The 12,869-nt window shown below is 70.3% G+C and carries 14 protein-coding genes and 1 pseudogene; all 15 read left to right on the top strand.

What is annotated here, in order from left to right:
• Positions 1 to 284 (top strand): annotated as a pseudogene (locus IE312_RS39990) (LCP family protein); the annotation flags it as partial.
• Positions 285 to 918: 634 nt separating this feature from the next.
• Positions 919 to 1,143 (top strand): 50S ribosomal protein L31, encoded by a 225-nt coding sequence (rpmE, locus tag IE312_RS14385; protein ID WP_189981746.1) that lies wholly within the window; start codon positions 919 to 921, stop codon positions 1,141 to 1,143.
• 106 nt (positions 1,144 to 1,249) lie between these two features.
• On the top strand, positions 1,250 to 2,326 hold the full coding sequence (prfA, locus tag IE312_RS14390; protein WP_189981748.1) for a peptide chain release factor 1: 1,077 nt from the start codon (positions 1,250 to 1,252) through the stop codon (positions 2,324 to 2,326).
• 36 nt (positions 2,327 to 2,362) lie between these two features.
• Positions 2,363 to 3,208 carry a peptide chain release factor N(5)-glutamine methyltransferase gene (gene prmC / locus IE312_RS14395; protein ID WP_189981751.1) on the top strand — a complete coding sequence of 282 codons (846 nt, stop codon included), beginning with the start codon at positions 2,363 to 2,365 and terminating at the stop codon, positions 3,206 to 3,208.
• 52 nt (positions 3,209 to 3,260) lie between these two features.
• Positions 3,261 to 3,908 (top strand): L-threonylcarbamoyladenylate synthase, encoded by a 648-nt coding sequence (locus IE312_RS14400; protein ID WP_189981753.1) that lies wholly within the window; start codon positions 3,261 to 3,263, stop codon positions 3,906 to 3,908.
• Complete coding sequence (locus IE312_RS14405; RefSeq protein ID WP_189981755.1) at positions 3,905 to 4,582, top strand: arsenate reductase/protein-tyrosine-phosphatase family protein; 678 nt, start codon at positions 3,905 to 3,907, stop codon at positions 4,580 to 4,582. The genes IE312_RS14400 and IE312_RS14405 overlap by 4 nt, the downstream gene beginning before the upstream one ends.
• A gap of 101 nt (positions 4,583 to 4,683) precedes the next feature.
• A complete protein-coding gene (gene glyA / locus IE312_RS14410) occupies positions 4,684 to 5,922 on the top strand; it encodes a serine hydroxymethyltransferase (protein ID WP_189981757.1) in 1,239 nt (412 codons plus the stop codon).
• Between the two features lie 128 nt (positions 5,923 to 6,050).
• Positions 6,051 to 7,385, top strand: a complete 1,335-nt coding sequence (locus tag IE312_RS14415) for an MraY family glycosyltransferase (RefSeq protein ID WP_189981759.1) — start codon at positions 6,051 to 6,053, stop codon at positions 7,383 to 7,385.
• A 298-nt stretch (positions 7,386 to 7,683) separates the two neighbouring features.
• Positions 7,684 to 8,121 carry a Cg1360 family ATP-synthase-associated protein gene (locus tag IE312_RS14420; RefSeq protein WP_189981844.1) on the top strand — a complete coding sequence of 146 codons (438 nt, stop codon included), beginning with the start codon at positions 7,684 to 7,686 and terminating at the stop codon, positions 8,119 to 8,121.
• A 225-nt stretch (positions 8,122 to 8,346) separates the two neighbouring features.
• Positions 8,347 to 9,165, top strand: a complete 819-nt coding sequence (gene atpB / locus IE312_RS14425) for a F0F1 ATP synthase subunit A (protein WP_479731884.1) — start codon at positions 8,347 to 8,349, stop codon at positions 9,163 to 9,165.
• 78 nt (positions 9,166 to 9,243) lie between these two features.
• Complete coding sequence (atpE, locus tag IE312_RS14430) at positions 9,244 to 9,489, top strand: ATP synthase F0 subunit C (protein WP_189981761.1); 246 nt, start codon at positions 9,244 to 9,246, stop codon at positions 9,487 to 9,489.
• 39 nt (positions 9,490 to 9,528) lie between these two features.
• The gene (locus IE312_RS14435; protein ID WP_189981763.1) at positions 9,529 to 10,080 is read left to right on the top strand and encodes a F0F1 ATP synthase subunit B; all 552 of its coding nucleotides are present in this window, start codon (positions 9,529 to 9,531) and stop codon (positions 10,078 to 10,080) included.
• 5 nt (positions 10,081 to 10,085) lie between these two features.
• Complete coding sequence (locus IE312_RS14440) at positions 10,086 to 10,901, top strand: F0F1 ATP synthase subunit delta (protein ID WP_189981848.1); 816 nt, start codon at positions 10,086 to 10,088, stop codon at positions 10,899 to 10,901.
• A gap of 144 nt (positions 10,902 to 11,045) precedes the next feature.
• On the top strand, positions 11,046 to 12,638 hold the full coding sequence (gene atpA / locus IE312_RS14445) for a F0F1 ATP synthase subunit alpha (protein ID WP_189981766.1): 1,593 nt from the start codon (positions 11,046 to 11,048) through the stop codon (positions 12,636 to 12,638).
• Positions 12,639 to 12,659: 21 nt separating this feature from the next.
• A partial coding sequence (locus IE312_RS39995; protein WP_229899724.1) for a F0F1 ATP synthase subunit gamma occupies positions 12,660 to 12,869 on the top strand: 210 nt, incomplete at its 3' end.

Below are 12,869 nucleotides of genomic sequence, written 5' to 3' on the forward strand. Positions count from 1 at the left end.
ACCTCGCCGACACCGCCACCAAGGCCGTCACGACCGACTCCGACCTCGGCTCGGTCAACTCCCTGATCGACTTCGCCGACGGTCTGAAGGGCATCAGCTCGTCCCGCATGAAGATGGTCACGATGCCCGTCCGGTACGACCCGGCCAACCCCAACCGTGTCCTGCTGGCCGAGAGCAAGGCGCAGCAGGTCTGGAACGCCCTGAAGAACGACGAGCCGATCCCGGCCTCGGCCACGAAGGGAACGGCCACCGGCGAGGCCAAGGGCGTGGTGAGCGCCGGCTAGGACGCGTGGGCGGCCCCCGTCCACCCGACGGCCGGACCCGTCCACCCGACGGCCGGACCCGCCCACCTGAGCCGGACTCCGTCCACCCGACAGCCGGACTCCGCCCACCCGAGCCGGACTCCGTCCACCCGACAGCCGGACCCCGCCCATCCGACGGCCGACCCGTCCATCCGACGGCCGGACCCGTCCGCCCGACGGCCGGACCCGCCCACCCGAGCCGGACTCCGTCCATCCGACGGCCGACCCGTCCATCCGACGGCCGACCCGTCCATCCGACGGCCGGACCCGTCCACCCGACGGCCGGACCCGTCCATCCGACGGCCGGACCCGTCCACCCGACGGCCGCACCCCTCCACCCGAGCCGGCCCCCGTCCACCCGACGGCCGGACCCGTCCGCCCGACGGCCGGACCCGTCCACCCGAGCCGGCCCCCGTCCACTCGACGGCCGGACCCGTCCACCCGAGCCGGTTCCCGCCACCCGAGCCGGGCCCCGCCAGCCGAGCCGGAATAGAACAGCCGCACCCCCGGTTTGGGAGGATGGCCCCAGTCCTGGCAGACTGGTACGTCGGCTCCGGTTCACGCTCCCGCATCCCGCGGCGGCGACCCGGCGCCCTCCCGAAACCTAGGAGACACCTTGAAGCGCGACATCCACCCCGAGTACGTCGAGACGCAGGTCAGCTGCACCTGCGGTGCATCGTTCACCACTCGCAGCACCATCCAGTCCGGTGCCATCCGGGCCGAGGTCTGCTCCGAGTGCCACCCGTTCTACACGGGCAAGCAGAAGATCCTCGACACCGGTGGCCGTGTGGCCCGCTTCGAGGCCCGCTTCGGCAAGGCTGCCGCCGGCTCCAAGAAGTAGCGAGCCCCATTTCGCCGGTCCACGGTCACGCCCCCGCGGGGGTGTGCCCGGGACCGGCGTTTTTGGTCGCCCGCCCTTCCCCCTCACCGCATTACAGGAGCCCAAGATGTTCGAGGCCGTCGAGGAACTCGTCGCCGAGCACGCCGATCTCGAGAAGAAGCTCGCCGACCCGTCGGTCCACGCCGACCAGGCGAACGCGCGCAAGCTGAACAAGCGCTACGCCGAGCTGACCCCGATCGTCGCCACGTACCGCTCCTGGAAGCAGACCGGCGACGACATCGAGACGGCGCGCGAGTTCGCCGCCGACGACCCCGACTTCGTGGCCGAGGTCAAGGAGCTGGAGAAGCAGCGCGAGGAGCTGACCGAGAAGCTGCGCCTGCTGCTCGTGCCGCGCGACCCCAGCGACGACAAGGACGTCATCCTGGAGATCAAGGCGGGCGCGGGCGGCGACGAGTCGGCGCTGTTCGCCGGTGACCTGCTGCGCATGTACCTGCGGTACGCCGAGCGCGTCGGCTGGAAGACCGAGATCATCGACGCCACCGAGTCCGAGCTGGGCGGCTACAAGGACGTCCAGGTCGCGGTGAAGACCAAGGGCGGCCAGGGCGCCACCGAGCCCGGCCAGGGCGTGTGGGCCCGGCTGAAGTACGAGGGCGGGGTGCACCGGGTGCAGCGCGTCCCGGCCACCGAGTCCCAGGGCCGTATCCACACCTCCGCGGCCGGTGTGCTGGTCACGCCGGAGGCGGAGGAGGTCGACGTCGAGATCAACCCGAACGACCTGCGCATCGACGTCTACCGGTCCTCCGGCCCGGGCGGCCAGTCCGTCAACACCACCGACTCCGCGGTGCGCATCACGCACCTCCCGACCGGGGTCGTGGCCTCCTGCCAGAACGAGAAGAGCCAGCTGCAGAACAAGGAGCAGGCGCTGCGCATCCTGCGCTCCCGGCTGCTGGCGATCGCGCAGGAGGAGGCGGAGCGGGAGGCCGCGGACGCCCGCCGCAGCCAGGTCCGCACCGTGGACCGCTCCGAGAAGATCCGCACCTACAACTTCCCGGAGAACCGCATCTCCGACCACCGCGTCGGCTTCAAGGCGTACAACCTGGACCAGGTCCTGGACGGCGACCTCGATGCGGTCATCCAGGCCTGCGTCGACGCGGACTCGGCGGCCAAGCTCGCCGCCGCGTAACACCCCGTACGCACCAGCACGACACGGAGGACTCGCGTGAACCTGCTGCTCGCGGAGGTGGCCCAGGCCACCCAGCGGCTGGCCGACGCCGGTGTGCCCTCGCCGCGCACCGACGCGGAGGAGCTGGCCGCGTTCGTGCACGGCGTGAAGCGGGGCGCACTGCACTCCGTGAAGGACGCCGACTTCGACGCCCGGTACTGGGAGGTCATCGCCCGGCGTGAGCAGCGCGAGCCGCTGCAGCACATCACCGGGCGGGCCTACTTCCGGTACCTGGAACTGCAGGTCGGCCCCGGGGTGTTCGTGCCCCGGCCGGAGACCGAGTCGGTGGTCGGCTGGGCCATAGACGCCGTGCGCGCCATGGACGTGGTCGAGCCGTGCATCGTCGACCTGTGCACCGGCTCCGGCGCGATCGCGCTCGCCCTCGCCCAGGAGGTCCCGCGCTCGCGCGTGCACGCCGTGGAGCTGTCGGAGGACGCCCTGGTGTGGACCCGCAAGAACGTCGCCGGCTCCCGTGTCGACCTGCGTCAGGGCGATGCGCTGACCGCCTTCCCGGACCTGGACGGCCAGGTCGACCTGGTCATCTCCAACCCGCCGTACATCCCGCTCACCGAATGGGAGTACGTCGCCCCCGAGGCCCGCGACTACGACCCGGAGATGGCGCTCTTCTCCGGCGAGGACGGACTCGACCTGATCCGCGGCATCGAGCGCACCGCGCACCGGCTGCTGCGCCCCGGCGGCGTCGTCGTCATCGAGCACGCCGACACCCAGGGCGGCCAGGTCCCGTGGATCTTCACCGAGGAGCGGGGCTGGGCCGACGCGGCCGACCACCCGGACCTCAACAACCGCCCCCGCTTCGCCACCGCGCGCAAGGCGCTGCCGTGAGCACCCCGCAGACTTCCACCCCGCAGCACGTGTACGAGGAGGCCAGCTAGACATGGCACGGCGATACGACACCAACGACGCGACCGACCGCGTGACGGGTCTGCGCGAGGCCGCGTCCGCCGTCCGCCGGGGCGAGCTGGTGGTGCTGCCGACCGACACGGTCTACGGCATCGGCGCCGACGCGTTCTCCTCCGAGGCCGTCGCCGACCTGCTGGCCGCCAAGGGCCGGGGCCGCGCCATGCCCACCCCCGTCCTCATCGGCTCCCCGAACACCCTGCACGGCCTGGTCACGGACTTCTCCGAGCCGGCCTGGGAACTGGTCGACGCGTTCTGGCCGGGCGCCCTGACGATCGTCGCCAAGCACCAGCCGTCCCTGCAGTGGGACCTCGGCGACACCCGGGGCACGGTCGCCGTGCGCATGCCGCTGCACCCCGTCGCCATCGAACTGCTCACCGAGGTCGGCCCGATGGCCGTCTCCTCGGCGAACCTCACCGGCCACCCGGCGTCGGAGGACTGCGACGCCGCCCAGCAGATGCTCGGCGACTCCGTCTCCGTCTACCTCGACGGCGGCCCCACCCCGGCCAGCGTGCCGTCGTCCATCGTGGACGTCTCGCGCGAGGTGCCGGTGCTGCTGCGCGCCGGCGCGCTCTCCGCGGAGGAGCTGCGCAAGGTCGTACCCGACCTCGAGGTGGCGAATTGACGGCCCCTGAAGCGGGGCGTGGCATAGGCGGCGCGGGCTACGGCGCGGAGGAGACGACGACGTTCGGGTTCCCCCGCGACACCTTCCGCATCCTCCACGTCAGCACCGGCAACGTGTGCCGCTCGCCCATCACCGAGCGGCTGACCCGCCACTTCGTCACGGAGCGGCTCGGCGTGCTCGGCGGCGGCCTGGTCGTGGAGAGCGCCGGCACGTGGGGCCACGAGGGCGCGCCCATGGAGTCCCACGCGGAGACCGTGCTCGCCGAGTTCGGCGCGGACGCCTCCGGGTTCGTCGGCCGGGAGCTGCTGGACGAGCACGTGATCATGGCCGACCTGGTGCTGACCGCCACCCGTGACCACCGCGCTCAGGTCATTTCCATGGGCCATTCGGCGGGTCTGCGCACCTTCACGCTGAAGGAGTTCACCCGGCTGGTCCGGGCGATAGACCCGGCCACCCTGCCGCCGCTGGAGGACGGCCTGGTCATGCGGGCCCGGGCGCTGGTGCGCGCGGCGGCGGCCCTGCGCGGCTGGCTGCTCGCGCCGAACGCCGAGGCGGACGAGGTCTACGACCCGTACGGCGCCCCGCTGACCTTCTTCCGCTCGATCGGCGACGAGATAAGGGATGCGCTGGACCCGGTGGTGACGGCGCTGACGGGCGTGCCGGCGCGCACCTGACGCGGACGGGGCCGGACCCCGGCGGACGGGACGGCCGCGCGTGCGCCGCGGCCCGGGCCTACATTGGGGATACGTCACCGTCGACCGCCCGGGAGCCCGCCATGTCGGTCACCCCTACCCTCGTCACCGACGTCCTGCGGCACCAGGACCCGGCGATGGCCGAGCTGCTCCTGGCGGAACGGGACCGGCAGTCGACCACCCTGCAGCTGATCGCCGCCGAGAACTTCTGCTCGCCGGCCGTGCTCGCCGCCCTCGGCTCGCCGTTCGCCAACAAGTACGCCGAGGGCTACCCCGGCGCCCGGCACCACGGCGGCTGCGAGATCGTCGACGTCGCCGAACGCGCCGCGATCGACCGGGCCAAGGCCCTGTTCGGCGCCGAGCACGCCAATGTGCAGTCCCACTCCGGCTCCTCGGCCGTCCTGGCCGCCTACGCGGCCCTGCTGCGCCCCGGCGACACCGTCCTCGCCCTCGGCCTGCCCCACGGCGGCCACCTCACGCACGGCTCGCCGGCGAACTTCTCCGGCCGCTGGTTCGACTTCGTCGGCTACGGCGTCGACGCCGAGAGCGGGCTGGTCGACCACGACCAGGTGCGCCACCTGGCCCGCAATCACCGGCCCAAGGCGATCGTGTGCGGCTCCATCGCCTACCCCCGCCACATCGACTACGCCTTCTTCCGCGAGGTCGCCGACGAGGTCGGGGCCTATCTGATCGCGGACGCGGCGCACCCGATCGGGCTGGTCGCCGGGGGCGTGGCACCCAACCCGGTGCCGTACGCGGACGTCGTGTGCGCGACCACCCACAAGGTGCTGCGCGGTCCGCGCGGCGGGATGATCCTGTGCGGGGCCGAGCTGGCCGAGCGCGTCGACCGGGCGGTGTTCCCCTTCACCCAGGGCGGGGCCCAGATGCACACCATCGCCGCGAAGGCCGTCGCGTTCGGCGAGGCGGCGACACCGGCGTTCGCCGCGTACGCCCGTCAGGTGGTCGCCAACGCCCGGGTGCTCGCCGGTCACCTGGCGGCGGAGGGGCTGGCGGTGACCACCGGGGGCACCGACACCCACCTGATCACCGCGGACCCGGCCCCGCTCGGCGTCGACGGCCGCGGCGCCCGCGGCCGGCTCCTCGCGGCCGGCCTGGTGCTGGACTGTTGCGCGCTGCCGCACGGCGACGGCCGCGGCCTGCGTCTGGGGACGGCGGCGGTGACCACCCAGGGCATGGGCGAGCCGGAGATGGTGCGGATCGCGGCGCTGCTCGCCGCCGTGCTGCGCGGGGAGACGGAGCCGGCCGCGGCGCGCGAGGAGGTCCGCGCGCTGACCGGGAGGTTTCCCCCGTATCCCGACTGAGCCGGGGTGGCCGGTCCGGGTGCGCGGCCGGGCGTGCAACCATCGTCGCTACCCGGAAGTCCTCATCCATATGCGTCCGTCGCTAGGGTGTGAGGCTGTGATGGCCAGCGAGACCTGTGGGGAAGCCCGTGCGTGAATACCTGCTGACGCTCTGCATCACGGCCGCGGTGACGTACCTGCTGACGGGGCCGGTACGGAAGTTCGCGATCGTGGCCGGGGCGATGCCGGAGATCAGGGCCCGTGACGTGCACCGGGAACCCACCCCGCGGCTCGGCGGTATCGCCATGTTCTTCGGGCTGTGCGCGGGCCTGCTGGTCGCGGACCACCTGACCAACCTGAACGAGGTCTTCGCGAAGTCGAACGAGCCGCGGGCGCTGCTCTCCGGGGCCGCCCTGATCTGGCTGATCGGCGTCCTGGACGACAAGTTCGAGATCGACGCGCTGATCAAGCTGGGCGGCCAGATGATCGCCGCGGGCGTGATGGTCATGCAGGGTCTGACGATCCTGTGGCTGCCGATCCCGGGCGTCGGCAACGTCGCCCTCACCCAGTGGCAGGGCACCCTGCTGACGGTCGCCCTGGTGGTCATCACCATCAACGCGGTGAACTTCGTGGACGGCCTGGACGGCCTCGCGGCCGGCATGGTCTGCATCGCCGCGGCCGCGTTCTTCCTGTACGCCTACCGCGTGTGGGTGTCCTACGGCATCGAGGCGGCCGCGCCCGCCACGCTGTTCGCGGCGATCCTGATGGGCATGTGCCTGGGCTTCCTGCCGCACAACATGCACCCGGCGCGGATCTTCATGGGCGACTCCGGTTCGATGCTGATCGGCCTGGTGCTGGCGGCCGGCGCGATCTCCATCACCGGCCAGGTGGACCCGGACGCCCTCGCCCTGTTCACCGGTTCGGAGAAGGCGGCGGTCCACCAGACGGTCCCGGTCTACATCCCGCTGCTGCTGCCGCTGACGATCATCGCGGTGCCGGCCGCCGACCTGGTCCTGGCGATCGTGCGCCGCACCTGGCGCGGCCAGTCGCCGTTCGCCGCCGACCGCGGGCACCTGCACCACCGTCTGCTGGAGATCGGCCACTCGCACAGCCGGGCCGTGCTGATCATGTACTTCTGGTCGGCGCTGATCGGCTTCGGGGCGCTGGCGTACTCCGTCAACTCGGCGTCCATGTGGATCGTGCTGGGCGTGGTCTTCCTGAGCGCGGTCGGCCTGGTCCTGCTGCTGCTCCCGCGCTTCACCCCGCGGGTGCCGCGCTGGGCCCAGCGGTTTGTGCCCCCGCGCTACCGCAGGCGGCGCCCGGCCCCGGAGGCCGTCACCGCCGCGCGGGCGGAGGCCGCGGACGGCGAGCGGGACGGCGCGGACCGGGACGGCGAGGAGCGGTCCCCGGTCGCGGCGGGCGTCTCGGGCGTCAACGGGGCGACCGCGATCGGCGCCAGGTCACGATTCCCCGATCGCCGTTGACGGCAAGGTAAGAATCTGACTAGAGCATTGCCAACTCGTGGGGGAGCAAAGACCCCCAATACCAGACAACTGGGCGCGGTTTTTGCACAGACGGGCACTGTCACTCTCATGTGTGACAGCAAGCACACCCACCAGGTAAAGACCTCATCAAATAGTTTGTGATACGGTTCACGAGAACCCCGGATAGAACCGAAGGACCTGAGTGCGACGGTCCACTGGTGTGAGGTCTCGATCACTCAGCCCGGGACTACGCTCGTCCATGACGACACCTGCCCCCTGTGAAAGCGGAGTTGCCGCCATGCCGTCCAATGACGCCCGGAACCTACTGCGGATCGCTGTGCCCACAGCGGCCGCAGGCGTGATCGCCGTCGCCGTGAGCGCCGCGGTCGCGGGGGGCAAGGGCGCGCTCGGCGCGGCTGTCGGCACGGCGCTGGCCGTCGTGTTCATGGGAGCCGGACTGCTGGTGCTGCAGTGGACGGCAAAATCGCTCCCGCAACTGTTCCAGGCCATGGGGCTGATGCTCTACATGGCGCAGCTGCTGCTCCTCCTGATCTTCGTCGCCGTGTTCAAGGACACTTCCCTCTTCGACGCGAAGACGTTCGCGCTGTCGCTCGTCGTCGCCACGGTCGTGTGGATGGCCGCGCAGGCACGCGCGCACATGAAGGCCAAGATCTTCTATGTCGACCCGGACTCCGCGAAGAGCGAGAAGGCCGAGAAGACGGGACCGAAGCCGTGAGGCGTAGGGGCGGGATAAAGGCTTGTGAGATCTCCTGCTATCGTCCGGTGCCAACTGCGGCATCGCGGGCGCGGGCATCTGAGCTGACGCCTGCTCGATCGCGAGGCTCGATGCCCCCCAGCCGCCCCCACATCCGTAACACCAGTCCGGTGCCGATCCGCGGCCGTGTGCCGCGCCGACACAACGAGGTTGCCGTACCTATGCGTCACGCCGAAGGAGCCCGCGGTGAGTGCTGACCAGACCCAGCTCGCCTTTGACTGGAGTTGTCGGATCATGTCCGACAACGGGTGTGGCTTCCCGGCCCCGGGCCTGCAGTCCTTCCTGTTCAAGCCGCTCGCCACGGTCGGGGGCTTCGAGTTCAACAAGGTGATGCTGCTCGCGCTCGTCACCACCGTGCTCGTGATCGCCTTCTTCTGGGCCGCGTTCGGCAAGGCCAAGGTCGTGCCGGGCAAGCTCCAGATGGTCGGCGAGGCCGGCTACGACTTCGTGCGCCGCGGCATCGTGTACGAGACGCTGGGCAAGCGCGAGGGCGAGAAGTACGTCCCGTTCATGGTCTCGCTGTTCTTCTTCATCTGGATCATGAACATCTGGTCCGTGATCCCGCTGGCCCAGTTCCCGGTGGCCTCGGTGATCGCCTTCCCGATGGTGCTAGCCGCGATCGTCTACATCACCTGGGTGGCGCTCACCTTCAAGAAGCACGGCTTCGTCGGCTTCTTCAAGAACGTCACGGGCTACGACAAGTCGCTCGGCGCCGTGCTGCCGCTCGTCATGGTCATCGAGTTCTTCTCGAACCTGCTGGTCCGCCCGTTCACGCACGCGGTGCGACTGTTCGCCAACATGTTCGCCGGCCACCTGATGCTGGTGATGTTCACCGTCGCCTCCTGGTACCTGCTGAACAGCTGGCTGGTCGTGGGCGCCGGCGTCTCCTTCGTGATGACGATCGCCATGATCCTCTTCGAGCTCTTCGTGCAGGCCGTCCAGGCGTACGTCTTCGTACTCCTCGCCTGCTCCTACATTCAGGGCGCTCTCGCCGAGCACCACTGAGTCGTACCACCGCCCCAAAACCCCCAGTCGTCCGGTGGCCAACCCCCACCGGTCCATGAAAGAGAAGGAAGAACCGGCATGTCCGCTCTCCAGACCCTTGCTGCTGAAACCGGCGTTCACGGCTCCCTCGGTTCCATCGGCTACGGCCTCGCGGCCATCGGCCCCGGCATCGGCGTCGGCATCATCTTCGGTAACGGCACCCAGGCCCTGGCCCGTCAGCCCGAGGCCGCCGGTCTGATCCGCGCCAACCAGATCCTCGGCTTCGCCTTCTGTGAGGCGCTCGCCCTCATCGGCATCGTTATGCCGTTCGTGTTCGGTCGGTAATCACCCCTCCACCGACACGTTTCGACGAAAGGCACTGATGTGATCGCCAACCTGGCACAGCTGGCGGCCGAGGAGACGGAGCAGAACCCGCTCCTCCCGGCCGGTCCCGAGCTGCTCATCGGCACCATCGCCTTCGCCATCGTGTTCTTCTTCTTCTGGAAGAAGCTGCTTCCGAACATCAACAAGGTTCTGGAGGAGCGTCGCGCGGCGATCGAAGGCGGCATCGAAGAGGCCGACGCCATGAAGGTCGAGGCCCAGAGCGTCCTTGAGCAGTACAAGGCTCAGCTCGCCGAGGCCCGGCACGAGGCCGCGCGCCTGCGCCAGGAGGCGCAGGAGCAGGGTGCCGCGCTCATCGCCGAGATGCGGGCCGAGGGCCAGCGGCAGCGCGAGGAGATCGTCGCCGCCGGTCACGCCCAGATCGACGCCGACCGCAAGGCCGCCGCGTCCGCGCTGCGTCAGGACGTCGGCAAGCTCGCCACCGACCTGGCCGGCAAGCTCGTCGGCGAGTCCCTCGAGGACCACGCCCGCCAGAGCCGTGTGATCGACCGCTTCCTCGACGAGCTCGAGGAGAAGGCCGAGGCGACCCGATGACGGGTGTGCACGGAGCGAGCCGCGAGGCAGTGGCTGCCGCACGTGAGCGTCTCGACGCGCTGACGGACTCCACGTCCGTGGACGCCGCGCAGCTCGCCGGCGAGCTGGCGGCCGTCACCGCGCTGCTCGACCGCGAGGCCGGCCTGCGCCGGGTCCTCACCGACCCGGCGCAGTCCGGGGAGGCGAAGGCGCAGCTGGTCCAGCGCCTGATCGGCGGCCAGGTCAGCGGTGCCACCGCCGACCTGGTGTCCGGACTGGCCCGGTCCCGCTGGTCGCAGTCCCGCGACCTGGTGGACGCGCTGGAGGAGCTGGCGGACACCGCCGACCTCACGGCCGCGGAGAAGACCGGCACCCTCGACGACGTCGAGGACGAGCTGTTCCGGTTCGGCCGGATCGTCGCCTCCAGCACCGAGCTGCGCGCCGCGCTCACCGACCGTGCCGCCGGCACCTCGGCCAAGACCGAGCTGCTGCACCGGCTCCTCGGCGGGCGGGCCAAGCCGGCCACCGAGCGTCTGGTGACGCGTCTGGTCACCGCTCCGCGTGGACGTAGCCTGGAGTCGGGACTGGAGTCCCTGTCCAAGCTCGCCGCCGATCGCCGGAACCGCATGGTCGCCGTCGTCACCTCGGCGGTGCCGCTGAGCGACGGGCAGAAGCAGCGCCTCGGCGCCGCCCTGACCAAGCTCTACGGGCGTCGGATGCACCTGAACCTCGACGTCGACCCCGCGGTCGTCGGCGGCATCCGGGTGCAGGTCGGTGACGAGGTCATCAACGGCTCCCTCGCGGACCGGCTGGACGAGGCCGCCCGCCGCATGGCGAGCTAGCCCACAGCAACTCGATATTCCGAGAAAAGCAGTACGTACTTACGGCCCTGGTTGGGCCGTGCAGAGGATTCACCTCCTGTTGGGGGGAGTCCCCATCCCCCCAAAGTGAAACTTCGGGCCCAACAAGGAGAGCAGGGAACCCAGATGGCGGAGCTCACGATCCGGCCGGAGGAGATCCGGGACGCACTGGAGACCTTCGTCCAGTCGTACAAGCCGGACGCGGCCTCGCGCGAGGAGGTCGGTACGGTCACCGTCGCCGGCGACGGTATCGCCAAGATCGAGGGTCTGCCCTCGGCCATGGCGAACGAGCTGCTGAAGTTCGAGGATGGCTCCCTCGGTCTCGCGCTGAACCTGGAAGAGCGCGAGATCGGTGCGGTCGTCCTGGGCGAGTTCAGCGGCATCGAGGAGGGACAGCCGGTCACGCGCACCGGTGAGGTCCTCTCCGTCGCGGTCGGCGAGGGCTACCTCGGCCGTGTCGTCGACCCGCTCGGCAACCCGATCGACGGCCTCGGCGAGATCGAGACGTCCGGCCGCCGCGCCCTCGAGCTGCAGGCCCCCACGGTCATGCAGCGCAAGTCGGTGCACGAGCCGATGGAGACCGGCTACAAGGCCGTCGACGCGATGACCCCGATCGGCCGTGGCCAGCGTCAGCTGATCATCGGTGACCGCCAGACCGGCAAGACCGCCCTGGCCGTCGACACGATCATCAACCAGCGCGACAACTGGCGCTCTGGCGACCCGAAGAAGCAGGTCCGCTGCATCTACGTCGCCATCGGCCAGAAGGGCTCCACCATCGCCGGCGTGCGCCGCGCGCTGGAGGAGAACGGCGCCCTGGAGTACACGACCATCGTCGCCGCCCCGGCGTCCGACCCGGCCGGCTTCAAGTACCTGGCGCCGTACACCGGCTCGGCCATCGGCCAGCAGTGGATGTACGAGGGCAAGCACGTCCTCATCATCTTCGACGACCTCTCGAAGCAGGCCGACGCCTACCGCGCCGTGTCCCTGCTGCTGCGCCGCCCGCCGGGCCGTGAGGCCTACCCGGGTGACGTCTTCTACCTGCACTCCCGCCTGCTGGAGCGCTGCGCCAAGCTCTCCGACGACATGGGTGCCGGTTCGATGACCGGTCTGCCGATCGTCGAGACCAAGGCCAACGACGTCTCGGCGTTCATCCCGACCAACGTCATCTCCATCACCGACGGCCAGTGCTTCCTGGAGTCGGACCTGTTCAACGCCGGTCAGCGCCCCGCGCTGAACGTCGGTATCTCCGTCTCCCGAGTCGGTGGTTCCGCGCAGCACAAGGCGATGAAGCAGGTCTCCGGCCGCCTCCGCGTGGACCTCGCCCAGTTCCGTGAGCTGGAGGCGTTCGCCGCCTTCGGTTCCGACCTGGACGCCGCGTCGAAGTCGCAGCTGGAGCGCGGTCAGCGCATGGTCGAGCTGCTGAAGCAGGACCAGTACCAGCCGATGTCCACCGAGGACCAGGTCGTCTCCGTGTGGGCCGGTACCACCGGCAAGATGGACGACGTGCCGGTCGCCGACATCCGCCGCTTCGAGAAGGAGCTGCTGGAGTACCTGCACCGCAAGGAGCAGGGCCTCATGACCTCCATCCGCGAGGGCGGCAAGATGTCCGACGACACGCTGACGGCCGTGGCCGACGCGATCGCCGAGTTCAAGAAGCAGTTCGAGACCTCGGACGGCAAGCTGCTCGGCGAGGACACTCCTGCCGCTGCCGCCAAGTGACGTAAGGAAGGGACCTGACTCATGGGAGCCCAGCTCCGGGTCTACAAGCGTCGCATCCGATCCGTCACCGCGACCAAGAAGATCACCAAGGCGATGGAGATGATCGCCGCCTCGCGCGTCGTCAAGGCGCAGCGCAAGGTGGCGGCCTCCACGCCGTACGCGACCGAGCTGACGCGCGCGGTCACGGCGGTCGGAACGGGGTCGAACACCAAGCACCCGCTCACCACGGAG

The organism is Streptomyces capoamus (assembly GCF_014654935.1).
Lineage (GTDB): Bacteria > Actinomycetota > Actinomycetes > Streptomycetales > Streptomycetaceae > Streptomyces > Streptomyces capoamus.